The 25,901-nt window shown below is 70.7% G+C and carries 23 protein-coding genes; 6 read left to right on the top strand and 17 right to left on the bottom strand.

The genetic code is table 11. The features are described from left to right. Window positions 1-34: 34 nt before the first annotated feature. The 5 genes from V8J39_RS13185 to V8J39_RS13165 all read right to left on the bottom strand — a co-directional run bounded on the left by V8J39_RS13185 (window position 35) and on the right by V8J39_RS13165 (window position 5,417). Window positions 35-1,144, bottom strand: coding sequence for an ABC transporter ATP-binding protein (locus V8J39_RS13185; protein ID WP_336461385.1), 1,110 nt, complete (start codon window positions 1,142-1,144; stop codon window positions 35-37). A gap of 65 nt (window positions 1,145-1,209) precedes the next feature. Further along, a complete protein-coding gene (locus V8J39_RS13180; protein ID WP_336461384.1) occupies window positions 1,210-2,418 on the bottom strand; it encodes an ABC transporter substrate-binding protein in 1,209 nt (402 codons plus the stop codon). A 97-nt stretch (window positions 2,419-2,515) separates the two neighbouring features. Continuing rightward, the gene (locus V8J39_RS13175; protein ID WP_336461383.1) at window positions 2,516-3,376 is read right to left on the bottom strand and encodes a carbohydrate ABC transporter permease; all 861 of its coding nucleotides are present in this window, start codon (window positions 3,374-3,376) and stop codon (window positions 2,516-2,518) included. After that, complete coding sequence (locus V8J39_RS13170; RefSeq protein ID WP_336461382.1) at window positions 3,373-4,257, bottom strand: carbohydrate ABC transporter permease; 885 nt, start codon at window positions 4,255-4,257, stop codon at window positions 3,373-3,375. The genes V8J39_RS13175 and V8J39_RS13170 overlap by 4 nt, the downstream gene beginning before the upstream one ends. Further along, the gene (locus V8J39_RS13165; RefSeq protein WP_336461381.1) at window positions 4,257-5,417 is read right to left on the bottom strand and encodes a Gfo/Idh/MocA family protein; all 1,161 of its coding nucleotides are present in this window, start codon (window positions 5,415-5,417) and stop codon (window positions 4,257-4,259) included. Before V8J39_RS13165 ends, V8J39_RS13170 begins: the two co-directional genes overlap by 1 nt. A gap of 229 nt (window positions 5,418-5,646) precedes the next feature. On the opposite strand from V8J39_RS13165, the gene nagA reads away from it, so the two are divergent. Genes nagA through V8J39_RS13145 form a run of 4 tightly spaced genes read left to right on the top strand, consistent with a single transcriptional unit; the run spans window position 5,647 to window position 10,009 of the window. After that, entirely contained in the window at window positions 5,647-6,786 is a 1,140-nt protein-coding gene (gene nagA / locus V8J39_RS13160; RefSeq protein WP_336461380.1) for an N-acetylglucosamine-6-phosphate deacetylase, read from the top strand. Further along, window positions 6,783-7,703, top strand: coding sequence for an ROK family protein (locus tag V8J39_RS13155; RefSeq protein ID WP_336461379.1), 921 nt, complete (start codon window positions 6,783-6,785; stop codon window positions 7,701-7,703). The genes nagA and V8J39_RS13155 overlap by 4 nt, the downstream gene beginning before the upstream one ends. Before the next feature lie 54 nt (window positions 7,704-7,757). Continuing rightward, complete coding sequence (locus V8J39_RS13150) at window positions 7,758-9,269, top strand: M81 family metallopeptidase (RefSeq protein ID WP_336461378.1); 1,512 nt, start codon at window positions 7,758-7,760, stop codon at window positions 9,267-9,269. Further along, window positions 9,266-10,009, top strand: a complete 744-nt coding sequence (locus V8J39_RS13145) for an SDR family oxidoreductase (protein ID WP_336461377.1) — start codon at window positions 9,266-9,268, stop codon at window positions 10,007-10,009. Before V8J39_RS13150 ends, V8J39_RS13145 begins: the two co-directional genes overlap by 4 nt. A 9-nt stretch (window positions 10,010-10,018) precedes the next feature. Here V8J39_RS13145 and V8J39_RS13140 read toward each other — a convergent pair whose 3' ends face one another. The 10 genes from V8J39_RS13140 to V8J39_RS13095 all read right to left on the bottom strand — a co-directional run bounded on the left by V8J39_RS13140 (window position 10,019) and on the right by V8J39_RS13095 (window position 21,307). Further along, window positions 10,019-11,581, bottom strand: a complete 1,563-nt coding sequence (locus V8J39_RS13140; protein WP_336461376.1) for an acyl-CoA dehydrogenase family protein — start codon at window positions 11,579-11,581, stop codon at window positions 10,019-10,021. Window positions 11,582-11,608: 27 nt separating this feature from the next. Beyond that, window positions 11,609-12,487, bottom strand: coding sequence for an amidohydrolase family protein (locus V8J39_RS13135; RefSeq protein ID WP_336461375.1), 879 nt, complete (start codon window positions 12,485-12,487; stop codon window positions 11,609-11,611). 11 nt (window positions 12,488-12,498) lie between these two features. Next, window positions 12,499-14,382, bottom strand: a complete 1,884-nt coding sequence (locus tag V8J39_RS13130; protein ID WP_336461610.1) for a feruloyl-CoA synthase — start codon at window positions 14,380-14,382, stop codon at window positions 12,499-12,501. Window positions 14,383-14,408: 26 nt separating this feature from the next. After that, window positions 14,409-15,182 carry a crotonase/enoyl-CoA hydratase family protein gene (locus V8J39_RS13125; RefSeq protein WP_336461374.1) on the bottom strand — a complete coding sequence of 258 codons (774 nt, stop codon included), beginning with the start codon at window positions 15,180-15,182 and terminating at the stop codon, window positions 14,409-14,411. Between the two features lie 52 nt (window positions 15,183-15,234). Further along, on the bottom strand, window positions 15,235-15,999 hold the full coding sequence (locus V8J39_RS13120; RefSeq protein ID WP_336461373.1) for an SDR family NAD(P)-dependent oxidoreductase: 765 nt from the start codon (window positions 15,997-15,999) through the stop codon (window positions 15,235-15,237). Window positions 16,000-16,011: 12 nt separating this feature from the next. Beyond that, window positions 16,012-17,292, bottom strand: a complete 1,281-nt coding sequence (locus V8J39_RS13115) for a TRAP transporter large permease (RefSeq protein ID WP_336461372.1) — start codon at window positions 17,290-17,292, stop codon at window positions 16,012-16,014. Continuing rightward, window positions 17,292-17,831, bottom strand: coding sequence for a TRAP transporter small permease (locus V8J39_RS13110; protein ID WP_336461371.1), 540 nt, complete (start codon window positions 17,829-17,831; stop codon window positions 17,292-17,294). The genes V8J39_RS13115 and V8J39_RS13110 overlap by 1 nt, the downstream gene beginning before the upstream one ends. 59 nt (window positions 17,832-17,890) lie before the next feature. Beyond that, window positions 17,891-19,003 (bottom strand): C4-dicarboxylate TRAP transporter substrate-binding protein, encoded by a 1,113-nt coding sequence (locus tag V8J39_RS13105; RefSeq protein ID WP_336461370.1) that lies wholly within the window; start codon window positions 19,001-19,003, stop codon window positions 17,891-17,893. Window positions 19,004-19,069: 66 nt separating this feature from the next. Next, entirely contained in the window at window positions 19,070-19,561 is a 492-nt protein-coding gene (locus V8J39_RS13100; protein WP_336461369.1) for a MarR family winged helix-turn-helix transcriptional regulator, read from the bottom strand. A 219-nt stretch (window positions 19,562-19,780) separates the two neighbouring features. After that, the gene (locus V8J39_RS13095) at window positions 19,781-21,307 is read right to left on the bottom strand and encodes an amidase (protein WP_336461368.1); all 1,527 of its coding nucleotides are present in this window, start codon (window positions 21,305-21,307) and stop codon (window positions 19,781-19,783) included. A 269-nt stretch (window positions 21,308-21,576) separates the two neighbouring features. Here V8J39_RS13095 and V8J39_RS13090 point away from each other — a divergent pair, with 269 nt between their 5' ends. Continuing rightward, window positions 21,577-23,826 carry a Hint domain-containing protein gene (locus V8J39_RS13090; protein ID WP_336461367.1) on the top strand — a complete coding sequence of 750 codons (2,250 nt, stop codon included), beginning with the start codon at window positions 21,577-21,579 and terminating at the stop codon, window positions 23,824-23,826. Window positions 23,827-23,859: 33 nt separating this feature from the next. Here the strand turns inward: V8J39_RS13090 and V8J39_RS13085 are convergent, their stop codons facing one another. Both V8J39_RS13085 and V8J39_RS13080 read right to left on the bottom strand, forming a co-directional pair. Further along, entirely contained in the window at window positions 23,860-24,774 is a 915-nt protein-coding gene (locus tag V8J39_RS13085; RefSeq protein WP_336461366.1) for an aminotransferase class IV, read from the bottom strand. A 23-nt stretch (window positions 24,775-24,797) separates the two neighbouring features. Beyond that, complete coding sequence (locus tag V8J39_RS13080) at window positions 24,798-25,370, bottom strand: GNAT family N-acetyltransferase (RefSeq protein WP_336461365.1); 573 nt, start codon at window positions 25,368-25,370, stop codon at window positions 24,798-24,800. A 173-nt stretch (window positions 25,371-25,543) separates the two neighbouring features. Here V8J39_RS13080 and V8J39_RS13075 point away from each other — a divergent pair, with 173 nt between their 5' ends. Next, window positions 25,544-25,897 carry a cupin domain-containing protein gene (locus V8J39_RS13075; RefSeq protein ID WP_336461364.1) on the top strand — a complete coding sequence of 118 codons (354 nt, stop codon included), beginning with the start codon at window positions 25,544-25,546 and terminating at the stop codon, window positions 25,895-25,897. Window positions 25,898-25,901 lie beyond the last annotated feature (4 nt).

Here is a 25,901-nt window from a genome sequence, read left to right as displayed (position 1 = left end):
GGCGGCATCGCCGCCCCCGGCGCCCCGGGTGCGATCAGGCAGTCTCGGCGGGGGTCATCGCGCGGCGCGGCAGCGCCATGCCCGCGGCGTCGAACAGGTGGCAGTCGGCGCCGCCGAAAGACAGCCGGGCCGGGACGCCCGGCGCGACCGTCGCCGCCCCCGGCAGCAGCGCGGCGACGGTGCCCACGCCCGGCAGGTCGGCATAGGCGACGGTGTTGACGCCCAGACGCTCGACCACGGTCGGGGTCACGTCGACCGCGACGTCGCCCGGGCCCTGCGACAGGTGCTCGGGGCGGATGCCCAGGGTCAGCGCCTGACCGACCAGAGCCGGCCCGGCCGCGACCGGCACGGTGACCGCGCCGCCGGTCGCCAGCGCGACCGTGGCGCCGGCGTCGGTGACGGCGGTGCAGGTGGCGGGGATGAAGTTCATCCGCGGATTGCCGATGAAGCCCGCGACGAACATGTTGTCGGGGTGGTGGTAAAGCTCCAGCGGCGCGCCGACCTGGCTGATGCTGCCGCCGTCCAGCACCACGATGCGGTCGGCCATCGTCATCGCCTCGACCTGGTCGTGGGTGACGTAGATCATCGTCGCCTTCAGCTTCTGGTGCAGCGCCGTCAGCTCGATCCGCATCTCGGCCCGTAGCGCGGCATCCAGGTTCGACAGCGGCTCGTCGAACAGGAAGATCGACGGCTCGCGCACGATCGCCCGGCCGATCGCCACCCGCTGGCGCTGGCCGCCCGACAGGTTGCCGGGCTTCTGGTGCAGGCGGTTCTCAAGCTGCAGCACCGCCGCCGCGCGCCCGACCCTTGCCTTGATCTCGGCCTCGGCCAGCTTCTCGACGCGCAGCGGGAAGGCGATGTTCTCGAACACGCTCATGTGCGGGTAGAGCGCATAGCTTTGGAACACCATGGCGATGCCGCGCTTGACCGGCGGCAGGTCGTTCACCCGCACGCCGTCGATGGTGCAGTCGCCCTCGGAGATCTCCTCGAGCCCGCAGATCATCCGCAGCAGGGTCGACTTGCCGCAGCCCGAGGGCCCGACGAAGACGACGAACTCGCCGTCGCGGATGTCGAGATCGATGCCATGGATGACCTCGAGCTTCTCGAAGCGCTTCTTCACACCGCTCAGGGCAAGCTGTCCCAAGGCCGGATTCCTTTCGTGTTCGCAGGGTCCGGGCCGCAGCGGCCCGGACCGGGGTCAGGCGGTGATCACTTCAGGTCCTTCAGTGCGGCATCGGCCTTGGCCAGCGCGTCGGCGGGCTCTGCCTGGCCGGTGACGACCGACTGGACCATCTCGATCATGATGTTCTGGAAGCCGCGGTAGTCGGTGAACAGCGGCTCGGGGCCGCCGAACTCGATCCCGTCGATATAGGGCGCCCAGTAGGGATGCTCGGCCACCAGCGAGTCGATCTTGGCCGAGGGGCGCAGCGGCGTCAGGCCCTGGTCGAGGTCGTATTCCTCCTGCGGGGCGGGCGCGGTGATGTATTTCGCCAGCTCGATCGCCTTCTCCTCGTAGCCGGTGCCCGAGAAGACGGCGAGGCTGTCGGTGATCAGCAGCGTGCCCGGGCCCTTGGCCTCGGGGCCGAGCGGCAGGTTGGCGATCCCCCAGTCGATCTGGGTGTCCTTGAGCCGCGAGACCGCGCTGATCGAGGCGTGCATCATGCCGACGCCGCCGTCGAGGAAGATCGCGCGGACCTCGTTCTGTTCGTAGGCGGTCGGGCCTTCCTCGGAATAGGGCACGAGGTCCTTGTAGGCCTGCAGCGCCTCGAGGTTCTGCGGCGAGTTCAGGACGATGTTGCCCTCGGCATCCACGACCTGGCCGTTGTTGGTGTAGACCCAGTGCAGGAACTGGTGGACGGTGTTGTCGAAAGTCTTGGCGACAAGGCCGAAGCCCGCGGCGTCGGTCTTCTCGGTGATGGCCTTGGCATCCTCGATCACCTCGGCCCAGGTCTTGGGCGGCGTCTCGGGGTCGAGCCCGGCGGCGCGGAACAGATCCTTGTTCCAGTAGAAGGCCTTGGTCGAGAAGGCGACCGGCACGCCCCACTGCTGGTCTTCGTAGGTGACGGTATCGACCACGTTGGGGTAGTAGGCGGCCTTTTCCTCGTCGGTCATCGGGATCGGCTCGATCAGGCCGTAATCCGCGAATTCCTTGAGCGTGCGCGAGCCGACATAGGCAAGGCCCACCGGGGTGCCGGCGACGGCGAGGGTGGTGACCTTGTCCTGGCACTGACCCCAGCCGACGACCTCGGTCGCGACGGTCCAGCCCTCGTTCTCGGCGACCCACTGGTCGATGTATTTCTGCTGCACCGGGTTCATCGCGTCGCCGCAGACGATCATGGTGATCTCTTCGGCCATCGCGGGCATCGCGGCCATCAGCGCGGCCGCGGCGACACCGGTGCGAAGAAGGGCTTTCGTCATGGTTCCATACTCTCCTGTTGGTGCCCGTTCCGGGCGGCGCTTGGGCCCCGTTCGGGGGCGTCTTGGACCCGCCCCGGCAAGGGCGGGCCGGATCGGCTTACTGCTTGACCGCGCCCGCGGTCAGGCCGGCGACGAGGTAGCGCTGCAGCGCGAAGATCAGGATCATCGCCGGGGTGATGCCGACGAAGCTCGCCGCCATCAGCTCGTTCCAGATCACCTCCTGGCGGCCGAAATAGGCGTAAAGCCCGATCGGCAGCGGCATGTACTCGGTCTTCGAGTTGAAGGTCAGCGCGAAGATGAACTGCTGGGCGTAGGCGCCGATGAAGGTGGTGATCGCGACGACGGTGATGCCGGGCATCGCCAGCGGCAGGATCACCCGGCGCAGGATGTAGAAATGCCCCGCGCCGTCGACGAAGGCGGCCTCGTCCAGCTCGCGCGGGATGCGCCGCATGTAGGCCGACAGCAGCCAGATCGCGGTCGGGATCAGGAAGGCGACGCCCGGCACGATCATCGACCAGTAGGTGTTCAGCATCCCGTAGGCGCGCATCAGGCGGAACAGCGGGATCAGCAGCACCGCGCCAGAGAACATGTTCACCGCCAGGAACGCCCCCAGCAGCGGCCCCGCGCCGCGGAACTTGATCCGGGCGAAGGCATAGGCCGCGGGCACCACCAGCAGCAGCACGATGGCGGTGATCACCGTCGAGATGAAGAACGAGTTGAAGATGTAGCGCCCGAACTCGGGCACGCTCTTCCACATCGAGAAATAGGCGTCGAAGGACCCGTTCTCCGGCAGGAAGCGGTAGGGGGTCGAGAACAGCAGCCCCAGCGGCTTCAGCGAGACGAGGAAGCCCTCGATGAACGGCGCAAGCAGGAAGAACAGGAACACGAAGATTCCGCAGTACATCAGGATCACCTGCCACCAGCGGTAGCGGTCGATCATGGCGTTCCTCTTCATCATGACGTCATCCTTTTCGACAGGCCGGAGACGGCGCGGAAGTAGAGCAGCGCGAAGGCCGACAGGAACAGGCAGATCACCACCGCCCGCGCCGCGCCCTCGCCGAAACGTTTCGAGCCGATGGCGGTCGAATAGGTGTCGATGATCATCGTCGTGGTCGAGCCCGAGGGACCGCCCTGCGTCAGGATCCAGATCGGGTCGAAGGAATTGAACGTCGAGATCAGCGAGATCATCGACATCGTGATCGCCGCGGGCAGGATCATCGGCAGGGTGATGCGGCGCATCCGGTAGAAGCGGCTGGCGCCGTCGGTCCAGGCGGCCTCGTGCAGGTCCTGCGGCACCGACTGGATCGCGGCCAGCATGTACATCGTCACCATCGGCACGCCGATCCAGACATCGGTGATGACCGTGGCCCAGAAGGCGGTGCTGCCATAGGCCAGGAACGCGACCGGCCCGTCGACAAGGCCGAAGCGCTGCATCAGCCCCGAGATCATCCCGAACTGGCCGTTGTACATCCAGCCCCACATGAAGATCCCGATCGCCATCGGCACGATCCAGGGCGGCATGGTCAGGATGCGAAACACCGTGCGCCCCGGGATCGCCGCGTTCAGCAGCATCGCCCCGCAGGTGCCGATCACCATCTTCAGCGCGACCGACAGGAAGGTCCACAGGAAGGTGCGCCCGATGATCGTCGCGAATTCCGCGTCGAAGATCCTGGCGTAGTTCTCCCAGCCGACATAGTCGGTGGTCCGCCGCAGCGAGGCGTCGGTGAACGACAGGTGGATCGTCTGCAGCAGCGGATAGGCCACGATCGCGGCGACGTAGAGAAGCGCCGGGACCAGCAGGATCCAGGCGAAGAGGACGGCGGACCGCTGACCCGGCATCAGGCGGGCACCTTCGACAGCAGCGCGGTGTCGAACTGGTCCCAGATGCGGGCCATCTCGATCACCTTCCGCGTGGCGCGGGCCTCGTCCATCGTCATCGCCAGAAGCCCCGCCTCGAGCGCGTCGATCACCGAGACCGGCTGGCGCGCACCGGTCAGCACCGAGGCGACGACGCCACGCGCCATCTCCTCGTCGGCGCCGTAGTGGTGCGACAGGGCCGAGGCCTCGTAGTTCTTGCGCTCGATCGGGCGGGCGGTGTGGCTGTCGGTGACGTTCAGGAAGCCGCGCACGAAATCGCCCTCGGCCATGCCGCGGGTGCCGATCACGGCGAAGCGGCGGAAATCGTCGGGGACGTTGAGGTTGGTGTGGAAGTTCAGCGCCGCGCCGTTGGCGTATTCGACGATCGCCACCTGATAGTCGATGATCTCGGCATCGCTGTCGAAGACCTTGTCGGACCCGTTCCACCCCGAAGGCTTGCGGGTGTAGACATCCATGTCGTTGATGCCGCGTTCGCGCGGATCGTTCGCCGGCACGAAGGTGCGCCGGCCCCCGAAGCTGCTCACGCGCTCGGGGCGCGCGCCGATCACGCCGTTGTAGAGGTCGATGTCGTGGCAGCACTTCTCGAGCATGAAGCCGCCGGCCCAGCGATCGTAGCGGCGCCAGTCGCGCATGAAGAAGGCGCCGTGATAGGGCGGGATGTGCTCGCTCGCCTCGATCGAGACCACCTCGCCGAGATCGCCGCGGGCCTGCGCCGCGCGCAGGTCGGCATAAAGCGGGGCATAGCGCAGCACGAGGCCGATCAGCAGATTGTCGGCTCCGTGGCGGGCCAGAAGCCGCGCGATCTCGAAACTGTCCTCGGCGGTGGTGACGACCGGCTTTTCCGAGAACACCTTCACCCCGGCCTCGAGGCCGGCGCGGATGTGGCCCAGATGCAGGAAGTTCGGCGAGCCGACCATCAGCAGGTCGAGGCTTTCGCCCGCCAGCAGCGCCTCGACGCTGTCGTAGCGGGTGCCGGGCGAGATGCCCTTGTCGGTCAGCAGGCCCATCCCGGCCGGGGCCGGATCGACATAGCCCGCGATGCGGAAGTCGGGGTGAACTTGCGTGAAGACCTGCGCGAGGTAGCCAAGGCGATAGCCAAGGCCGACGATGCCGACTTTCATTCTCGTTCCCTGTTCTCGTTCCCGGCGGAATCGGGCCATCTTGCACGCTGGCCCGGTCGACCGGATTTCGTAATTTATTTTCGTAGACTGGGAAGCGAAATCGTGACAGTCAATAAGAAATGCGATGGACGACGCGAATGATGAAATTCATTTTCAGTTTCTGCCCGAGTCTCGGGCAGAGCCGGGCCGGCACCCCCCTGCCACCGCGCAGGACGGAGACCGGCGCGCGATGACGGCCCTGCACTCCCCGGTGGCGCGGCGCCTGTTCGACGGCCACGACTGGCACGAGACGGCCGCGCTTGCCCATGAAGACGGCCGCGTGACGGGCGTGATTCCCGGTGGCACCCCCGAGGTCGACCTGATCGTGCCCGGCTTCGTCGATCTGCAGGTGAACGGCGGCGGCGGGGTGCAGTTCAACGACCGCACCGATGCGGCCGGTCTGGCCGCGATCTGCGCGGCGCACCGGGCGCTGGGAACGACCACGATCCTTGCCACGCTGATCAGCGACACCGCCGCCAAGACCGCGGCGGCGCTCGCGGCCTGCGCGCAGGCGCGCGCGGCCGGGCAGGTCGGGCTTGCGGGTCTTCATCTCGAGGGGCCGCATCTCGACCCGCGCCGCAAGGGCACCCATGCGCCGCAGATGCTGCGGCCGATGGACGAGACCGACCTTTCGGGCATGATCGCGGGCGCGGCCGCCTGCGGCCGGCTGGTGGTGACGCTCGCGCCCGAGGCCGCGACGACGGCGCAGGTCGCGCGGCTGGCGGCGGCGGGGATCACCGTCTCGCTCGGGCACAGCGATTGCAGCCACGCGACCGCGATGGCCTATGTCGCGGCCGGGGCGCGGATGGTGACGCATCTGTTCAACGCCATGAGCCAGATGGGCCACCGCGCGCCCGGGCTGGTCGGGGCCGCGCTGGACGCGGGCGGGCTCAGCTGCGGGCTGATCGCCGACGGCCACCATGTCGATGACGCGGCGATGGCGATCGCGCTGCGGGCCAAGCGCGGACCGGGACAGGTGTTCCTGGTGTCGGACGCGATGGCCGCGACCGGGTCGGAGCTGTCCGAGATCACGCTGAACGGCCGGCGGATCCTGCGCGCGGGCGGACGGCTGACGCTGGAGGACGGCACGCTGGCGGGGGCCGACATCTCGATGCTGGACGCGGTGCGCCACTGCGTGACGGCGCTGGAGCTGCCGCTTGGCCAGGCGCTGCGCATGGCCACGACCGCGCCGGCAGAGGCGGCGGGACTGACGGGCGTGGGCCGGCTGGTGCCCGGGGCGCGGGCGGATTTCCTCGTGCTGGACGCGGCGCTGGCGCTTGGCGCGGTCTGGACCGGCGGCCAGCGCGCCGCAGCGGGGGCGGCGGCATGATCCTGTGCTTCGACATCGGCGGCTCGGCGGTCAAGTCCGCGATCGCCTCCTCGGCCAGCGACGTGCGCGCCCTTGCGCGGCTGCCGACGCCGACCGACGATTTCGACGCCTTCGTCGCCACGCTGCGCGGGGCGATGGCCGCGCTCGACACCCGGCCCGACCGGATCGCGATCTCGATCGCCGGGGTGGTCGACCCGCGCACGGGCCGCGCGATCGTGGCCAACATCCCCTGCCTCACCGGGCGGCGCATGGCGCCGGAACTCTCGGCCGCGCTGGGGATCGAGGTGCTGGTCGCCAACGATGCCGACTGCTTCGCGCTGGCTGAGGCCGGCGCCGGCGCGGGCCGTGGCCATGACGTCGTCTTCGGCGCCATCATCGGCACCGGGATCGGCGGCGGGCTGGTCGCGGACGGACGGCTGATCGCCTCGGGCGGCGGCTATGCCGGGGAATGGGGCCACGGGCCGGTCGCGCAGCGGCTGCTCGACTGTCTCGATGCGCCGCTGCCGCGTTACCAGTGCGGCTGCGGCCTGAAGGGCTGTCTCGACGCCACCTGTTCGGCGCGGGGGATCGAGCGGCTGCACCGCGACATCGCCGGCGCGACCCTCGGCTCGCGCGAGATCCTGTCGCTGTGGCACCGGGGTGATCCGGGCGCGGCGCGGACGGTCGCGGCCTGGCTCGAACTGCTGTCGGGGCCGCTCGCGATGGTGGTGAACCTGACCGGGGCCACCGTGGTCGCGGTCGGGGGCGGGCTGTCGAACGACGCCGGGCTGATCACCGCGCTTGATGGCGCGACCCGGCCGCTGACGCTTGCGCGCCCCGCGCGGCCGCTGGTCGTGCAGGCCCAGTGCCGGACCGAGCCGGGGCTGGTCGGCGCCGCGATCCTCGCCCTTGGCACGCCCGCGCGCGATGCGGCCTGAGCCGCCGAAATCCACCGGGCGCCCGATGCGCCCCCGCCGAAGGAGGCATCCCGCATGAGGATCTTCACCGCGTCGCTGGCGACCGAGACCAACACCTTCTCGCCGCTGCCGACCGACCGTGCCGCCTTCGAGGCCGCCTTCTACGCCGCGCCGGGCCAGCATCCCGACACGCCGACGCTCTGCTCCTCGCCGGTGCCGATCCTGCGGGCGCGCGGCCGCGAGGAGGGGTTCACCGTGATCGAGGGCACCTCGACCTGGGCCGAGCCGGCCGGGCTGATCAAGCGCGAGACCTTCGAGGAGCTGCGCGACGAGATCCTCGGGCAGCTGCGCGCGGCGATGCCCGTCGACGGCGTGGTGCTGGGCCTGCATGGCGCGATGGTCGCGCAGGGTTATGACGACTGCGAAGGCGACCTTCTGGCGCGGGTGCGCGCGATCGTCGGCCCCGACGTGCTGGTCGCGGCCGAGTTCGATCCCCACAGCCACCTGACCGCGAAGCGGGTGGCGCAGCTCGACATCGCGGCGACCTTCCTCGAATTCCCGCACACCGACTTCCACGATCGCGGCGCCCATGTCGTCGATCTGGCGCTGCGGGCGCTGCGCGGCGAGATCCGGCCGGTGATCTCGACCTTCGACTGCAGGATGATCGGCCTCTATCCGACCAGCCAGCAGCCGATGCGCGGCTTCGTCGACCGGATGAAGGCGCTCGAGGGACGGGGCCGGATCCTGTCGTGCTCGGTCATCCACGGCTTCATGGCCGGCGACGTGCCCGAGATGGGGACGCGGATCCTTGTCGTCAGCGACGCGGCACCCGAGGAGGGCGCGGCGCTTGCCCGCCGGCTGGGGACCGAGCTTTACGCGCTGCGCGGGCAGACGGCGATGCCGATCCTCGATTACGAGGACGGGATCGACCTGGCGCTGCAGGTGCGGGCCGGGGACCCGGCGCGCCCGGTCACCATCGCCGACACCTGGGACAATCCGGGCGGCGGCTGTGCCGGCGACGGCACGCATGTGCTGATGTCGCTGATCGCGCGCGGGGTCGACCGGGTCGGCGTCGGCGCGATCTGGGACCCGGTCGCGGTCAGCTTCTGCCATGCCGCGGGCCTTGGCGCGCGGCTGAAGCTGCGCTTTGGCGGCAAGGCGGGGGCCGAGGCCGGCCCGCCGATCGACGCCGAGATCGAGGTGATTCACCTGGCGCAGGAAGGCTGGCAGAGCTTCCGCGCCAGCCGGGTGACGCTGGGCCGCTCGGCCACGGTGCGCATCGTCGGCACCGCCATCGACATCGTGCTGATCACGAGCCGCACCCAGACCTACGAGCCGACGCTGTTTTCCAACCAGGGCGTCGATTTCGCCGCCAAGGAGATCCTGCTGGTGAAGTCCACCAACCACTTCCACGCCGGGTTCGCGCCGGTGTCGTCGCGGATCATTCATGTCGACAGCCCCTCGTCCTATCCGACCAAGCCGGCCGAGACGGCCTATCAGAAGGCGGGCGACGGGTTCTGGCCCAAGGTCGCGGACCCGCTGGGACTGGATGCCGCCCCGGTCGCGGGCGAGGAGGCGGGGGCATGATGCTGGCGGGCAAGCGGGTGGTGCTGACCGGCGCCGGTGGCGGCATCGGCACGGCGCTGATGGCGGCGCTGAAGGCCGCGGGCGCGCATGTCGTGGCCTGCGACCGCGACTGCGCCGCGATCGAGGCCGACGAGCGCGTGGCCTTCGACATCACCGATGTCGCGCAGACCGAGGCGGCGGCGGCGCGGATCGCGGCGGCCCCGGTCGACGTCCTGATCTCGAACGCGGGCGGCACCCGGGTCGACGGGATCGAGGCGACGGACACGGCCGCGATCCTGCACGACATGGCGCTGAACTTCACCGGCGCGGCCGTGTTCAGCCGCGCGCTGCTGCCGGCGATGCGCGGGCGGCCGGGCGGATCGGCGGCGGTCTTCGTGGCCTCGGTCAACGGGATCAGCCATTTCGGCAGCCCGGCCTATTCCTCGGCCAAGGCGGGCATCATCGCCTGGGCGCGGGCGCTGGCGACCGAGGAGGGGCGCCACGGCCTGCGCGCCAACGTGGTGGCACCCGGCTCGGTGCACACGCCGGCCTGGGACGCGCGCAAGGCGCGCCAGCCCGACATCTTCGCCCGGGTCACCGCGCTCTATCCGCTGGGGCGGCTGGTGAGCCCGGCCGAGGTCGCGAACGCCGCGCTGTTCCTGGCCTCGCCCGCGGCGAGCGGCATCACCGGAACCGTGCTGCCCGTCGACGCCGGGCTGACCGGCGGCAACCTGCCCTTCATCGACATCATCTCGGCCTGAGCCGCCGGCTCAGAGCCGGGCGAGCATGTCCGCCGCGATCCCGGCCAGCGCATCGGCATCCGCGCGCGCCTCGGCGCGGGCGGTCGCGGCCAGGCGCTGCCAGACCGCCGCCTGCAACAGCTGCCCGGTGCGCTGCGTGAAATCATGCGCGCGCGCCGCGCCGTCCTCGGCCGCCGCCAGGTCGCGCGCCGTCACGGTCCAGTCGGCGACCGCCGCGTCCAGCGCGGGCGCCCCGGGCGCGAGATCGCCCAGCAGCGCCGCGAACTCGGCGATCGCCGCGCCCCCGGCCAGCCGCAGGCCCCGGGTCGCGAGCGCCGTGCGGTGGATCCCGTTCGCGCCCTCGTAGATCGCGGTGATCCGCACGTCGCGCCAGATCTGCGCCACCCCGTATTCCTCGAGATAGCCGTAGCCGCCAAGGATCTGGATCGCGAGGTCGGCCGAGCGGATGCCGGCCTCGGTCGCGAAGACCTTGCACAGCGGGGTCAGGAAGTCGACCAGCGCGGGCCGGGCCGCGCGCTCGATCTCGGCCAGCGCGAGGTGGCACATCGCCCGCGCCCCCATCGCCAGCGCGCGCTGTTCGTCCAGCATCCTGCGCACGTCGGCATGGTCGTCGAGCGCGGCGGGGCCGCCGTCGGCGCGCCGGCCCTGCCGGCGGTCCGCGGCATAGCTGCGCGCGATGTCGTGGGCGCGGGCGGCATGGGCGACGCCCTGCAGCGCCACGTCGATCCGGGCATGGTTCATCATCGTGAACATCGCAGCAAGGCCGCGCCCCTCGGCCCCGACCAGCTCGGCCCGCGCGCCGTCGAAGTCAAGCTGGCAGGTCGGCGAGGCGTGCAGGCCCAGCTTCTCCTCGATCCGGGTCACGGTGACGGCGTTGCGCAGCCCGTCGACCTCGGACGGACAGAGAAACAGCGACAGACCCTTCACCCCGTCCTCGGGCGTGCCGGTGCGCGCCAGCACCAGGTGCAGGATGCCCGCGGACAAGTCCTGGTCTCCGCCCGAGATGAAGATCTTCTGGCCCTCGATCCGCCAGCCGTCGCCGTCGCCGTCGCGCCGGGCCCGGCAGCGGATCCGCGACAGGTCCGACCCCGCGCCGGCCTCGGTCAGGCACATGGTCGACAGCCAATCCCCCGCCGCCAGCCGCGGCACGTGGGCCTGCTGCTGCGCCACGCTGCCATGCGCCATCAGCGTCGAGATCGCACCGCCTGCCAGGCTGGTGACCATCTGCAGCGCGTGGTTGGCGCCGGTGAAGATCTCGGAGGTGGCGGCGGCGGTCAGCCGGTCCATGCCCTGCCCGCCAAGCGCCTCGGGTGCGCCCAGGCCCTGCCAGCCGCCTTCGGCCAGCGCGGCGAAGGCGGCGGCGAAGCCCCCGGGCATCCGCACGCGGCCGTTCTCCAGCCGGCAGCCCTGACGGTCGCCGGGGCCGTTCAGCGGTGCCAGCACCTGCTCGGCGAAGGCGGCGAAATGCTGGGTCACCTCGCGCGACAGCTCGGCATCCCAGCCGGGCAGGTCGCCGGCGACGCTGCGCAGGCTGAAGAAGATGTCGTCGACGGGGGCACGGAAGGCGATCATGGCAGGCTCACCGGCAAGGGAACGGGATCAGGCAAGGCCGAGCAGGCGCAACGCGTTGTCCTTCAGGATCATCGGCCGCACCTCGTCGCGGAACGCGGCGCCGTCGAAGGCGTCGAGCCATTTCTCGGGCGCGATCATCGGCCAGTCCGATCCGAACAGCATCTTCTTGCGCAGGATCGTGTTGGCATATTGCACGAGGATCTTCGGGAAGTACTTGGGCGACCAGCCCGACAGGTCGATGTAGACGTTGGGCTTGTGCTGGGCGACCGACAGCGCCTCTTCCTGCCAGGGGAAGGACGGGTGCGCCAGGATGATCGGCATGTCGGGGAAGTCGACGGCGAGGTCGTCGATGAACATCGGGTTCGAGTATTTCAGCCGCATTCCGTTGCCGCCGCGCATCCCCGAGCCGACGCCGGTCTGCCCGGTGTGGAACAGTGCCGGCATCCCGGTCTCGGCGATCGCTTCGTAAAGCGGCCAGGCCATGCGGTCGTTGGGGTAGAAGCCCTGCATCGTCGGGTGGAACTTGAAGCCGCGGATCCCGTGGTTGGCCACGAGGTCGCGCGCCTCGCGCGCGCCGAGCCGGCCCTTGGCGGGATCGATCGAGGCGAAGGGGATCAGGATGTCGTCGTGCCGGGCGCAGGCGTCGGCGACCTCGTAGTTGTCATAGCGGCGATACCCGGTCTCGCGCTCGGCATCGACGGGGAAGATCACGGCGGCGATGTTCATCTGGCGGTAATGCGCCGCGGTCTGGTCGATGGTCGGTGGATGCGCCCAGGGCGCGCCGAAGTACTGCGCCATGGTCGACTGAAGCTCGTCATAGCCGTCGTCGGCATGGCAGCCGCAGGCCTCCTCGGCATGGGTGTGGAAGTCGATCGCGCGGATCTTGTCGAAATCGATGTTCTTCATCTTCTGCCTCGTCAGACGCGGATCAGCGCCGGGTCCTCGTTGTCGTAGAGCCGTTCGAGCAGGTCGGCCCGGCGCGTCAGGATCTTCTTGATGTTGAGCGAGCCCTTGTCGGTGATCTCCTGTCCCGCGACCGAGGGCGGCTCGGCCAGGATCAGCGCGCGGGTCACGCGCTTGGCCGAGCCGGTGGCGCCCGCGTTCATCGCGCGCAGCGCGGTCTCGATCCGCGCCATCAGCACCGGGTCCGTCACCGCCCCGCGCGCGGTGACCTCGGGACGTGCGAGACCCGGCAGCGGGAAGACGAACAGCCCGACCTCGCCGCGGTCGTGGCCGCAGATCACCACGTCCTGCGCAAGACCCGTCACCGCCTTCAGCGCCGCCATCCGCAGCGCGCCCGCCTGCACCCATGTCCCGGTCTGCAGCTTGAAGTCCTCGGACACGCGGCCGTCGAAGACGAGGCCCAGCCGCGGGTCGTCGGGATCGACGAAGCGCACCGCGTCGCCGGTGATGAAGAAACCCTCGTCGTCGAAGGCGGCGGCGGTGCGCTCGGGGTCCTTATAATAGCCCGGCATGACGTTGGGGCCGCGCACGCGGATCTCGCAGCGCATCTCGGCATCGGGGATCAGCTTGATCTCGACCGCCGGCAGCGGCACCCCGATCACGCCCGAGCGCCCGATCGGCTCGTGCACCATGACGCAGGCGGGCGCGGTCTCGGTCAGGCCCCAGCTCGAGGCCATCATCGGCAGCCCGCCGCGGACCTCGATCATGTGCCGCTCGATCCGGTCCCAGACGTCCTGCGGCAGCGAGGCGCCGGCGTAGAAGATCAGGTCGACATCCTTGAGGATCCGGCGGCGCAGCGCCGGGTCGGCCTCCATCGCCTCGGTGATCATCGCGTAGCCGACGGGGACGTTGAAGGCCAGCGTGCCGGGATAGGCGTCGCGGTTGGCCAGCGTCTCGGCGAAGCCGCGCGCGGTGGGCTTGCCGCTGTCGACATGCAGCGTGCCGCCATGGGCCAGCATCATGTTGACGTTGTGGCTGCCGCCGAAGACGTGGTTCCACGGCAGCCAGTCGGTCAGCCGCGGCGGGGCGTCGTCGAGATAGGGCATCACCCTGGCCATCTGCGCCTGGTTCACGCACATCATCCGCTGGGTGGTCATCACCCCCTTGGGATCGGCGCTGGAGCCCGAGGTGAACATGATCTTGGCCAGCGTGTCGGGCCCGACCGCGGCATGGGCGGCGTCGAGCCCGGGGTGCAGCGCGTGCGACAGCAGCGCGAGCATCGGCGTCACCGGGCGACCGGCGCCCTCGGCGCGCGAGCAGACGACCTCGGCCCCGGCCAGTTCGGGCAGGGCGAGCGCCGCGGCATAGCGGCCGGCGTCGTCGGCGAAGGCAAGCCGCGGGCGGGTCTTGTCCAGCACGTAGACGAGGCGGGCGTGGGCCTCGGGGATCAGGGCATACTGCTCGGCCAGCGGCACGAAGGGAATGCCCACGTATTGCGCGGCCAGCGACAGGATCAGGTGGTCGACACCGTTGCCCGACAGGATCGCGATGCAGTCGTCCGGCCCCAGACCGCGCGCCAGCAGGCCCGAGGCGGCGCGACGCACGAAGCGCAGCAGGTCGGCATAGGTCACGTTGCGCCAGCCCGGCCCCTCGCGCTCGGCCACCGCCACGCGATAGGGCGCCTCGGCCGCCCAGCGGTGCAGCCACTCGCCGCTGTTGCGCGCCACCGGCGGCAGGTCGTGGCCCGAGCGCAGCAGGATCGTGCCGTCGGCGCGGTCCTCGCGGATCACCGAATGCGGCAGGTAGCGCGTCACGGTGCGCGCCGCCGCCCAGGCGGCCCGTTCGCGGAAGTTCCCGGGCGTCGTGGCCGGGATCTCGATCGCCTCGGCGATGGTCATCGTCTCGTCCCCCCTCATGTCGGACCTCAGCGGAACACGGGCGCGCGCTTGTCGAGGAAGGCGCGCAGCCCCTCCTCGGCATCGGGCGTGGTCTGCACCAGCGCCGCGCAGAGGCTTTCGGTGAACAGGCCGTCGGCGCGGGACATGTCGTTGATCCGGGACAGGGCCTGGATCATGAAGTAGTTGGACATCGGCGCGTTGCCGGCGATCTGGCGCGCGAGCCGGCGCGCCAGCGGCAGCGCCTCGCCCTCGGGCACGCTGTAGTGGCACAGGCCCAGCCGCAGCCCCTCGTCGGCATCGTACCGCCGCCCGGTCAGCATCATCTCGACCATGCGGTCGGGCCCGAGGATCCGTCCGACCCGCACCGAGGCGCCGCCGCCGACGAAGATGCCGCGCCGGCCCTCGGGCAGCTGGAAGATCACCGAGGGCTCGGCGATGCGCACATGGGTCGCCGCCGCCATCTCGAGCCCGCCGCCGATCACCGCCCCGGTCATCGCCGAGATCGTGACCCGGCCGCCGAACTGGATCATCTCCATGATCCGGTGCCAGTTGCGCGAATGGTGCACGCCCTCTTCGGCCGAGCGGTGGACATGCTCGGACAGGTCGAGGCCCGAGCAGAAGTGCCCGCCGGCGCCGGTCAGGATCACCACCCGGACCTCGGGCGGCAGGCCGGCATAGGCGGCCTCGATCGCCGCGATCAGCCCGTCGCTCATCGCGTTGCGCTTGTCGGTGCGGATCAGGGTGATCGTGGCGACCTGGCCGTCGGTCTCGGTCGTCAGGTACGGGGCGTGATCGGGCATCCGGGTCTCCGTCGGGGCGGTCGGGCGGGCTTGGGCGGTCATGGCGATCCTCTCATTTCGGGGCGAGGCGGACGGCGCTGTCGATGCGCACCACCTCGCCGTTCAGCAGCGGGTTCTCGACGATGGCCTGCACCAGCTGCGCGAATTCGTCGGGCCGGCCCATGCGGGCGGGAAACGGCAGCCCGGCCTCGAGCGCCGCGCGCGCCTCGGGCGGCAGGCCCGCGCTCATCGCCGTCTCGAACAGGCCCGGCGCCACGGTCATCACCCGGATGCCGAACCGCGCCAGCTCGCGCGCGGCGGGCAGCGTCATCGAGGCGATGCCGCCCTTCGACGCGGCATAGGCGGCCTGGCCGATCTGGCCGTCCTGCCAGGCGACCGAGGCGGTGTTGACGATCACGCCGCGCGCGCCGTCGGCATCGAGCGTCGGCGCCTGCGCCATCAGCCGCGCGGCATGGCTGAGCACGACGTAGCTGCCGTAGAGGTTGACGCGCAGCGTACGCTCGAACGCCGCGAGCGGCAGCGCGCCGTCGCGCGGCAGGATCCGCGCCGCAGTGCCGATGCCGGCGCAGTTCACCACGATCCGGGGCGTGCCCAGCTCGGCGACGGTGCGGGCGAAGGCGGCCTCGACCGCGGCCGCGTCCGAGACGTCGGCGGCGAGGGGCAGCCCGCCGATCTCCTGCGCGACCCGCTCGGCGGCGGCCGCACCGAGATCCATCACCGCCACCCGCGCGCCCGCGGCCGCGAGGCGGCGCGCCGTGGCCTCGCCAAGGCCGCTGCCGGCGCCGGTCACGAGGGCGATCTCTCCGTCGATGCGCATCGGTCGGGGTCCTTACATGAAGCCGCGCAGCGCCAGCATGGCGGCGACCAGCGCGAGGTCTGCGATGATGAAGGGCACGATGCCGGCGAAGACCTGTTCCAGCCGGACATAGTCGCGCGCGACGGAGTGGATGACGAAGACGTTCAGGCCGACGGGCGGGGTGATCATCCCGATCTCGAGCAGCTTGGCCACCAGCAGGCCGAACCACAACTTGTCGATCCCGTGTTGCGCCACCAGCGGCAGGAACAGCGGCAGCGTCAGCAGCAGCGCCCCGATCGGCTCGAGGAACATCCCCAGCACCAGGTAGATCAGCACGATCACCAAGAGCAGCGCGAAGGTGCTGAGCGCCTGCCCCTCGACGAAGCGGCCGATCTGCATCGACAGACCCGACATCGCGACCAGCCGGGTGAAGAGGTTGGCGCCGATCGCGATGATGAACAGCGACCCCGACGACAGCAGCGTGTCCACCAGGCTCTCGCGGAAGTCGTGCCAGCTGAGCGAGCGGCGCAGCACGCCGATCAGCACCGCGACGAAGCTGCCGAAGGCCCCGGCCTCGGTCGCGGTCAGAAAGCCGGTGAACAGCCCGCCGAACACCGCCGCGATCAGCGCCAGCACCGGCCAGATCTCGGCCGTCTTCCGCCAGCGGTCGCCCATCGTGTAGGGCTCGGCCCGCGGCAGGCTGTCGGGATCGCGCCACCACACGACCAGCACCGCGACCACGTAGAAGGCCAGCGAGGCAAGGCCCAGGACCAGCCCGCCCAGGAACAGCTCGTTGATCGAGGTCTCGGCCTGGATGCCGAACAGGATCAGGATGATCGAGGGCGGGATCAGCGCGCCGATCGTGCCGCCGGCGGCGACCGAGCCGGTGGCGATCGACAGGTTGTAGCGCTGGCGCGCCATCTCGGGCACCGCGATGCGCCCGATCGCGGCCGAGCAGGCCACGGACGAGCCCGAGACCGCGGCAAAGCCCGAGGCCCCGGCCAGCGAGGCGATGGCAAGCCCGCCGGGCAGCCAGCCCCACCAGACCCGCGCCGCCTCGAACAGACCGCGGGTCAGGCCCGAGTGATAGGCGATGAAGCCCATCAGCAGGAACATCGGGATCGAGCTGAGCGTCCAGCTGGCCGAGGTCGTGTAGGGAATGGTCGAGAGCATCGACATCGCGGGCCTGAGGCCGGCGATCGTCCAGATGCCCAGGAACGACACCGCCAGCAGCGCGATCGCGATCGGCACCCTGACCGCGATCAGCCCAAGCAGCGCCACCAGCGCGAGAACGCCGATCATCACCGGATCCATCACGCGTTCTCCCGCAGCGGTTCGAGCTGGTTGATCACGTCGGGCTCGTCACCCTCGAAGCTGCCGGTCAGCACGCTGAGCACCCGCATCGCCATCACCAGCAGCGTCAGCCCGAACGAGAACGGCAGGATCCAGTAGCTGGGCCAGGTGACGAAGCGGATCGAGCCCGCCTCGATATAGGCGCCGCGCGCGGTCTGGCGCAGCGCCTCGAGCGTCGAGCCGTACATCAGCACCGCCATCACCGCCGCGCAGGCGACGAAGCCGAACAGCTGCACCGTTGCCAGCATCCGCGGCCCGAGGCCCTGGGTGAAGATCGTCGCCTCGATGTGGCGCCGCTTCAGCTCGGTCACCGCCAGCGGCAGGACGCTGACCGCGACCATGTAGTACTTGCCCACGAGATCGGGCGTGGCGGGAAAGCCCGCGCCCAGGATCGCCCGCATCAGGACGTCGGCGACGACCTGCAGCATCATGGCGACCAGGACGAGACCGCCCGCAATCAGGCTGAACCGCTCCACGGCGGTTTCGATCGGCTTCAGCATCGGAGGCTCCGGCTGCGGCGTTGGGGGATCGGGACCGGGCCCCGCCCGGTCCGTCGCGGTCACTGGCCGTAGGCGGCGAAGTCGACCTTCGCCCAGATCTCGCGGTCACGCAGCGCGCCCAGCTCGTCGGGCGTCATCTGCGGCGTGACGAGGCCTTCCCATTTCTCGACCAGCGCGGCGTAGCGGTCGATCTTGGCCTGCGCGTCGTCGACGCCGCGCGACTGCAGGATCGCGGCCGCGCCGGACAGGCGTCCGGCGTTGAAGCTGTCGCGCGCCGCCACCAGTTCGGCGTCGGGTTCGATGAACTCGACCAGCTTCTGGTCGCGGACCTCGGCGATCTGCCTGTCGAACCCGGCCGCGCCGGCCGCGAGCCCGTATTGCGACGCGGTGGCAAGCGCATGGCGGTCGGCGGGTTCCATCCGCATCCACAGCAGCTGGCTGGCGGTGGTCACGGCCGCGCCGTTGAACAGGCCCTGGTCGATCTCGGTCACATAGCCCACCACGTCGCCAAGACGGTTGGCGATGATCTCGTGCGGCGAGCTGAAGGTGCCGTCGATCACGCCCTGGCTCAGGCTTTCGAACAGGTCCGAGGACTGGATCTGCACCGGCACCGCGCCCATCGCCTCGATGAAGGCGGCGTAGAACGGGCTGCCCGCGCGCAGCTTCAGCCCCTTCATGTCCGCAAGCGTGCGCACCGGCCGGGTGGTCAGCATCTGGTAGACGGGCGTCGTGTCCTGCCCGAGGTAGACCTGGCCGTTGCGCGCGAATTCCGCCTGGCAGGGGGCGCAGGTGGCGATGTACTCGGTGACCGCCGACGAGACGACCTGCGCGCTCGATCCCAGCATCGGCAGCTCGGTCGGCAGCGCGCTGTCGGGATATTCGGCGATGAAATACGGCATCAGCAGCGGGCCGAAGTCGGTGACGCCGTCGCGCAGCGCCGTCGACATCTCGTTCGGCGCGACCAGACCCGAGGGCGTGTCGGTCCCTTCCCACCGCCCGTCGGTCAGCGCCGCGAGCTTGGCGAACAGCGTCGGGTAGACGTCGCGGGCGATCGCGTGGTTGGGGCCGAAGGCGCTGGTGGCGCGGATCGTCTCGGCGGTCGCCGGACCCGCGGCAAGCGCCAGCGTGGAAATCGAGCATGCGAAAGCGATCGCGGCAATGCGCGGTGTCATGGTGATCCTCCCTGGAACATGACGCGCGGGTCCGGCCTCCTCTGCCGCCGCGCGATACGGGGTCGTCTAGCGCGCGCCCGCCCCGAGCAGCCGTTCGAGAACGGCGATCAGGCGGGCGCGGTCGTCGTCGTCCAGCCTGTCCAGCGCGGCCTCCTCGGCCAGCCGGACGCGTTCGGCGGCGCGGTCGCGCAGGTGGCGGCCACGCAGTGTTGCGGTCAGCGCGAAGCGCCGGCGGTCGGTCGGAACCTTGCGCCGCTCGATCAGCTCGCGCTCTTCCAGCGCGTCGATGATGACGACGAGGTTCGAACGCTCCATCTGAAGCGCGGCGGCCAGCTCGGTCTGCGCGATCCCGGGATTGTCGACGATCATCGACAGGCACGAGAAGCTGACGACGCGCAGGTCGTCCTCGGCCAGCACGCGCTGCGCCTCGGGGTGGATGCGCATGTAGGCACGTTTCAGCCCGTAGCCGATCAGGTTGCCAAGCACGCCGTCCTCCACCTTCGGGCCGATCCGGTCCTCGGGGATCGCGTCATCGGGCGACTCGTCCAGTTTCGGCATGGCTCTCCTCCTGCCGATATTGCTATTCTTCATAACGGTTATTTTCAATAACAATCTTGCGGGCCGACGTCCTGCCCTCCGGCCGTCACGGAGCAGAGAAACGCGATCCGTTTCGGAGGCTTGACGAGTCCCGCAGTCCAGTCCGGTCTTGCAGATCCGTCGGCGTTATCTCCGCGCCCGGGGGGACGGCACCGGGGGTGGCCGAATGATTCGACCCGATCAGCCGCACAGCCGCTCAATGGCCGCGCCAAGCGCCAGAAGCCCGCCATCCGCCCCCGGCCGGCCCAGCAGCGACAGCCCCACCGGCACGCCGGCGGCCACGACCCCCGCCGGGATCGACAGCTCGGGGCAGCCGGTCGCCGGGGCGATGTAGCAGGCGGCATAGGGATCGGCGCAGTCGCAGGCATAGCTCGGGTCGCTGAGGCCGCGGATCACCGAGGCCGGGCAGGACATGGTCATGAAGACCAGCGCGTCCAGACGGCCGTCGTCGAACAGCCCGAGCAGCGCGCGCCGCAGCGCGGGCATGGTCTTGCGCAGGGCCAGGTCGCGCGCGGTCGCGGTGGCGGGGTCCTCGTGCGCCTCGAAGGCTTCGGTCAGCGCCCGGTAGCGGGCGGGGTTGATCCGCTCGGTGCCGGCCCCCGTCAGCGCCGACAGCCGGCGCAGGAAGGCCGCCATGTCGCGGGGCTGGTCCGGGCCGAGACCCGCGAGATAGGCGTCGAACTGCGGCCGGAACTCGGCCCGCCCGACCGGCTCCAGCACCAGCGGCCAGAGCCGCGTGAAAGGCTCGGGCAACGTCACCGCGACCATCGACGCCCCCGCGGCGGCGATCCTGTCGACCGCGGCGGCGAACAGGGCGTCGACCTCGGGATTGGCGCCCCGGAAATTGCCGACCACCCCGAGCCGGGCGCCGGGGACCGGGTCGCAGGCCAGCTGCGCGACGAAAGGGGTGACCGGCTGCGGCGTGGCGTCCGTCGCCGGGTCGGCCGCATCCGGGCCGCGGATCGCGTCGAGGACGATGGCCTGGTCGGCGACGGTGCGGGTGATCGCGCCGACGGTGTCGAAGCACAGCGCCAGCGGGATGACACCGGCGCGGCTGGTCAGCCCCGGGGTCGGGCGCAGGCCGACGGTGCCGGTGGTGGCGGCGGGCGCGCGGATCGAGCCGCTGGTGTCGGTTCCCAGCGCGAAGGGGGCAAAGCGCGCGGCCACCGCGACGGCGGAGCCCCCGCTTGAACCCGAGGGGTCGCGCAGCGGATGGAACGGGTTCACGGCCTGCCCGCCGACCGAGCTGTGGCCAAGCCAGCCGCAGGACGCCGCCAGTTCCGACAGGTTGGTCTTGCCCAGAAGGATCGCGCCGCCCTCGATCAGCCGGCGCACCACCGCCGCATCCGCGGCCGGCACCGATCCCGCGAGCGCGAGCGAGCCCCCGGTCGTGGCCATGGCGGCGGTGTCGAAATTGTCCTTCGCCAGAAACGGGATCCCCGACAGCGCACCCGGCGGCGCCTGCCCGCGGGCCCGGGCGTCGTCCCAGACGCGCGCGGCGTCCAGCGCCGCGGGGTTCACGGCGATGACGGCGTGCAGCGCCCGGCCGGCGTGGTTGTCGGCCGCGATCCGCGCGAGGCAGGCAGAGACCAGCGCCACGCACGAGACCGCACCGCGATCGAGCGCGGCGCGCAGCTCGGCCAAGGACATTTCGGCCAGAGACATGTCGGGCAGGGGGGCAGGGCCGGCGGGCGTGGTCGGGTCCATTGTCGGGCGTCAGGCAGGAGGGACGGCGAGCCGAGCCTCGCCGCGGGGGATGATGCGGCCGCCCGGCGCCCGGCGCCAGCGCATTCTTCGCAAGGCCGTGGCCCGGCCCTGTCCCGCGCGGGGGCAACCCGGCTGCGGGGGCACCCGCGCGCCGGGCGGCAACCCCAGCGTGCGCCGCCACGATCCTGCCACGATTTCGCCTCAGGTCTGAACACGTCTTAAGGTTGCATTAGCCATGTCCTGATCCCGCTTTGCAGAGGGTTGCGCTCATGGCGACTGGCGACACGCGTATCGGCCTTCTGGTGTCGACCGGCAGCAACGGCCCGACCAATGGCGATGCGGTCGGTGGCATCGCCTCGGTCGGCGGCGTCAGCCTCGGTGGTCAGGGCTCGTTCACCGAGGCCGCGGTGCTGGGCAGTGCCGGCACTGCCGCGATCAACATCATCGGCCTGATCCAGCTTGGCGCGACGACGGGCACGCTTTACCAGGCGACGAACGGCGCGATCTACTACGTGCCCGCGAACGGCGACCTGATCGGCGCGACGCTGTCGGTCCTGCCGACGCTGACCAATGTCACCTTCACCACGACCTACGGCACGGCGGCGGGGGATGCGAGCGTCGGCACCTCGGGGGCGAACCTGATCTACGGCGGTCCCGCCGCCCAGTCAGGCTCGCTCGAGACCGGGACCGGAAACGACACGATCACCGCCGGTGCCGGCAACGACACGGTGATCGCGGGCGACGGCAACGACTCCGTCTCGGGCGGCGACGACAACGACATGCTCTATGGCGGCGCGGGCAACGACACGCTCTCGGGCGACGGCGGCAACGACCGGCTTGAAGGGGGCGCGGGCGACGACCTGCTGCTGGGGGGCGCGGGCGCCGACACGCTTCTTGGCGGCGACGGCAACGACACGCTGCGCGGCGGTGCGGGCGCGGATTCGCTCGCCGGCGGCGCGGGCACCGATCTCGTCGACTATTCCGACAGCGGCGCGGGCGTCAGCGTGAACCTCGCCACCCAGACCGCGACGGGGGGCGATGCGACCGGCGACACCCTCTCGGGCTTCGAAGGGGTGATCGGGTCGAACTTCAGCGACACGCTGACCGGCAGCGCGGGGGCCGACCTGATCCTGGGCGGCGGCGGCAACGACAGTATCGCGGGCGGGGCCGGCAACGACACGATCGACGGCGGCGGCGGCGCGGACACGCTCTCGGGTGGCGAGGGCAATGACACGATCACCGGCGGCGCCGGCAGCGACCGGCTGGACGGCGGCGCGGGCGACGACCTGCTCGACGGCGGCGACGGGTCGGACATCTTCACCTTCGGCGACGCGACCGGGCAGGACACGATCCTTGGCGGCGACGACACGCTGGGCTCGACCGACCGGATCGACGGCTCGGGCCTGACCATCGGCACCGCCGCGACCTTCACCGGCAGCGGCAGCGGCACGCTGACCAACCTGAGCGGCACGACACGCTTCAGCGGGATCGAGCTGCTGCGCACCGGCGCGGGCGACGACACGATCGATGCCCGCGCGGAGGCGAACGGCGTCACGATCGACGCCGGCGCGGGCGGCGACCTCGTGCAGGGCGGCGCCGGGGCCGACAGCCTCGAGGGCGGCGCGGGCGACGACACGCTGGTCGGCGGCGCCGGGGCCGACACCCTGTCGGGCGGCGCGGGCAACGACCTGCTGGTCTTCGGCCGCGGCGACGTGGTCAGCGGCGGCACCGGGGCCAACAGCTATCTCTACGACGATACCGTCGGCGGCGGCGGCGACGTCACCGTGACCGGCGCCGCGGCGGGGGCCTCGCCCACGGGCAACATCCTGTCGCTGGGCAGCGCGACCGGATATCGCAAGATCGTCGATGCCACCGACCCGTCGACCGGCGCGATCAGCGGGCGGGTGATCCTCGCCGACGGCACCGTGATCAGCTACTCCGGGCTCGAGGCGGTGATCTGCTTCACCCCCGGCGCGCGGATCCTGACCGCCGCCGGCGAGCGGCCGGTCGAGAGCCTGCGCATCGGCGACGAGGTCGTCACCCGCGACCACGGGCTGCGCCCGATCCGCTGGATCGGCCGGCGCACGGTCCCGGCCGAAGGGCGGCTGGCGCCGGTGAGGATCCGCGCCGGCACTCTGCCGGGGCTGCGGCGCGACCTCGTCGTTTCGCCGCAGCACCGGATGCTGCACCGCGGCTGGCGCGCCGAGCTGCATTTCGGCGCGTCCGAAGTCCTGGCCGCGGCCCGCCACATGGTCGACAACCGTCACGTGAGCATCGAGGAGGGCGGGCTTGTCACCTACATCCACATCCTGTTCGACGGCCACCAGGTGATCTATGCCGAGGGCGCGGCCACCGAAAGCTTCCATCCCGGTGCCGTCGGGATCGGCACGCTCGACGCCCCGGCGCGCGAGGAGCTGTTTGCGATCTTCCCCGAACTGCGCGCCGATCCCAACAGCTACGGCCGCGCGGCGCGCCCGCTGCTGAAGCGCGCAGAGGCGCAGCTGCTGATGACGGGCTGACGGCAGACCGATGGCGGGCGCCGCGGTGGCGGCTCAGCCGGCGACATAGGCCTGGTAGATCTCGCTCAGCCGGGTGGTGTGCGCCCCGGGAAGGCCGGCGCCGATCCGGCGGCCGTCGATCGTCGCGACCGGGGTGATGCCGCCCAGCGTGCCGGTGACGAAGGCCTCGTCGGCGGCATAGGTCTCGGCCAGGGTGAAGCGTTTCTCGCGCACGGTGAATCCCGCCTCGCGCCAGAGCCGGATCGCGGTCTTGCGGGTGATGCCGTTGAAACAGGCGTCCCCGGTCGAGGTCCAGAGTTCGTCGCCGCGGAAGATGAAGAAGTTCGTCGAGTTGCACGAGGCGACGAAGCCGCGGTCGTCAAGCATCAGCGCCTCGTCCGCGCCCATGTCGATCGCCTGGATCAGCGCCTGGATGAAGTTCAGCCGCGAATGCGAGTTCAGCCGCAGGTCGAACACGTCGGGCGTCGAGCAGCGGATCGCCGAGGTCATCAGCGTGAGCCCTCGCGCCTTCAGCTCGGGGTTGGGCTGCTTCCACTCGGCGACGATGACGATGGTGGCGCCGCCGACGATGAAGCGCGGGTCCTGGTTCGGGGTCGATTTCAACCCGCGCGAGATCATCAGGCGGATGTGAACGCCGTCCTCCATCCCGTTGTGGCGCAGGCATTTCCAGATTTCCTCGACCAGCCCCGCGCGGTCGAAGCCGATGTCGAGCCGGATCGCGTTCGCCCCCTCGAACAGCCGGTCGATATGGTCGTCGAGCGACAGCAGCCGCCCCTTGACCAGCCGCAGCCCCTCCCACACGCCGTCACCCAGCACGAAGCCCGCGTCGAAGATCGACACCTTCGCCGCGTCGCGCGGGAAGAAGGCGCCGTTCACGTAGATCTCGACACCGTCGTTGCGCGGGTCCTTGACGTAGCTTTGCGACGACGAGCTGCTGAGAGGGGTCATGTCGGTGCCTTCGGTAGGGGCTGTCAGAGGGTCTTGGTGAAGAGGATCCAGTCCGTCGCGTCGACCGCCCAGTCGCCCTTGACCACCGGCCTGCGCGCGACCTCGCTAAAGCCCTTGGCCGCGTAGAGGCGCAGCGCGTCCAGATGCGTGTCCTCGGCGATCAGGCTGATCGTGGCGCGGCCCGCGGCGCGCGTCACCTCTTCGGCCTTGGCCAGAAGCGCGCTGCCAAGGCCCTGGCCGCGGAACTCGGCATAGGTGGCAAGCACGTTGAGGTACCACGACCCCGGCGCGAGCGCCTCCAGTTCAAGCAGCGGCACGAAGATCGGCGGCGTGTCGGGATCGATCGGCTCGGGCGTGTCCTCGGCCGGGTAGCCCAGCAGGCAGGCGCCGACCGCGCCATCGACCTCGGCCAACCAGGCGTTGCGGTACGAGAAGTTGCCGGTGTCGCGCGCGGCGCGCTCGCGGCCGAGCGCCCAGGGGTCGCCCCCGGGCCCGGCGGACTTGCGCCAGAAATGCAGCGGCAGGTCGTCGGCCGCCATGTTGATGAAGCGCGTCAGATGGGCCGCGTCCCCGGCCGTCGCGTTGCGGATCAGCATCTCGTCCCGGCCCTTTCTCGGCGTCCCCGTGCCGGCCCGCCGACGCGGGCCCCGGCCCGATACATCAACGATTTCGCGCGCCCGCGCCAGCCCGTTCGCGCGCCCTCTTGCCGGTTCGCGGGCGCCGCCCTACGACTGGGCACCCGGCCCAGTTCCAGCCCCGCGAGGACGACATGAGCGACATGGTTTTCCGCTTCCCCGAACCCGGCACCGAGCCGATGGTCACCGACCTTGACGGCTGGACCAAGATCGAGGGCAACCCCAGCATGAAGACCTGGGTGCAGCACACCTCGATCGACGGCAGCGTGATCAGCGGCACCTGGGCCGCGACCCCGGGCACCTGGCATGCGCGCTACCAGTTCTACGAATTCGTCCACCTGATCGAGGGCGAGATCGTCATCACCGCCGACGGCGCGGCCCCGGTGACCCTGCGCCCGGGCGACGGTTTCGTGGTCGAGCCGGGCTTCTCCGGCACTTGGCAGGTCGTGTCCCCGGTGCGCAAGCACTTCTGCATCAAGCTGCGCTGAGCCG

This window comes from Frigidibacter sp. MR17.24, from assembly GCF_037095655.1.
Classification (GTDB): domain Bacteria; phylum Pseudomonadota; class Alphaproteobacteria; order Rhodobacterales; family Rhodobacteraceae; genus Frigidibacter.
The sequence above is the reverse complement of the archived record's forward strand: the minus strand, read 5'-3'. Positions and strand labels throughout refer to the sequence as shown.

What these genes read in the sequence shown, in the direction of transcription:
- V8J39_RS13170 (WP_336461382.1), bottom strand. Translation starts at nt 4,257, where the DNA reads ATGCCGGGTCAGCGGTCCGCCGTCCTCTTCGCCTGGATCCTGCTGGTC.
- V8J39_RS13175 (WP_336461383.1), bottom strand. Translation starts at nt 3,376, where the DNA reads ATGATGAAGAGGAACGCCATGATCGACCGCTACCGCTGGTGGCAGGTG.
- V8J39_RS13080 (WP_336461365.1), bottom strand. Translation starts at nt 25,370, where the DNA reads ATGCTGATCCGCAACGCGACGGCCGGGGACGCGGCCCATCTGACGCGC.
- V8J39_RS13095 (WP_336461368.1), bottom strand. Translation starts at nt 21,307, where the DNA reads ATGGACCCGACCACGCCCGCCGGCCCTGCCCCCCTGCCCGACATGTCT.
- V8J39_RS13115 (WP_336461372.1), bottom strand. Translation starts at nt 17,292, where the DNA reads ATGGATCCGGTGATGATCGGCGTTCTCGCGCTGGTGGCGCTGCTTGGG.
- V8J39_RS13150 (WP_336461378.1), top strand. Translation starts at nt 7,758, where the DNA reads ATGAGGATCTTCACCGCGTCGCTGGCGACCGAGACCAACACCTTCTCG.
- V8J39_RS13110 (WP_336461371.1), bottom strand. Translation starts at nt 17,831, where the DNA reads ATGCTGAAGCCGATCGAAACCGCCGTGGAGCGGTTCAGCCTGATTGCG.
- V8J39_RS13180 (WP_336461384.1), bottom strand. Translation starts at nt 2,418, where the DNA reads ATGACGAAAGCCCTTCTTCGCACCGGTGTCGCCGCGGCCGCGCTGATG.
- V8J39_RS13155 (WP_336461379.1), top strand. Translation starts at nt 6,783, where the DNA reads ATGATCCTGTGCTTCGACATCGGCGGCTCGGCGGTCAAGTCCGCGATC.
- V8J39_RS13165 (WP_336461381.1), bottom strand. Translation starts at nt 5,417, where the DNA reads ATGAAAGTCGGCATCGTCGGCCTTGGCTATCGCCTTGGCTACCTCGCG.
- V8J39_RS13085 (WP_336461366.1), bottom strand. Translation starts at nt 24,774, where the DNA reads ATGACCCCTCTCAGCAGCTCGTCGTCGCAAAGCTACGTCAAGGACCCG.
- V8J39_RS13130 (WP_336461610.1), bottom strand. Translation starts at nt 14,382, where the DNA reads ATGACCATCGCCGAGGCGATCGAGATCCCGGCCACGACGCCCGGGAAC.
- V8J39_RS13075 (WP_336461364.1), top strand. Translation starts at nt 25,544, where the DNA reads ATGAGCGACATGGTTTTCCGCTTCCCCGAACCCGGCACCGAGCCGATG.
- V8J39_RS13090 (WP_336461367.1), top strand. Translation starts at nt 21,577, where the DNA reads ATGGCGACTGGCGACACGCGTATCGGCCTTCTGGTGTCGACCGGCAGC.
- V8J39_RS13140 (WP_336461376.1), bottom strand. Translation starts at nt 11,581, where the DNA reads ATGATCGCCTTCCGTGCCCCCGTCGACGACATCTTCTTCAGCCTGCGC.
- V8J39_RS13145 (WP_336461377.1), top strand. Translation starts at nt 9,266, where the DNA reads ATGATGCTGGCGGGCAAGCGGGTGGTGCTGACCGGCGCCGGTGGCGGC.
- nagA (WP_336461380.1), top strand. Translation starts at nt 5,647, where the DNA reads ATGACGGCCCTGCACTCCCCGGTGGCGCGGCGCCTGTTCGACGGCCAC.
- V8J39_RS13100 (WP_336461369.1), bottom strand. Translation starts at nt 19,561, where the DNA reads ATGCCGAAACTGGACGAGTCGCCCGATGACGCGATCCCCGAGGACCGG.
- V8J39_RS13125 (WP_336461374.1), bottom strand. Translation starts at nt 15,182, where the DNA reads ATGCCCGATCACGCCCCGTACCTGACGACCGAGACCGACGGCCAGGTC.
- V8J39_RS13120 (WP_336461373.1), bottom strand. Translation starts at nt 15,999, where the DNA reads ATGCGCATCGACGGAGAGATCGCCCTCGTGACCGGCGCCGGCAGCGGC.
- V8J39_RS13135 (WP_336461375.1), bottom strand. Translation starts at nt 12,487, where the DNA reads ATGAAGAACATCGATTTCGACAAGATCCGCGCGATCGACTTCCACACC.
- V8J39_RS13105 (WP_336461370.1), bottom strand. Translation starts at nt 19,003, where the DNA reads ATGACACCGCGCATTGCCGCGATCGCTTTCGCATGCTCGATTTCCACG.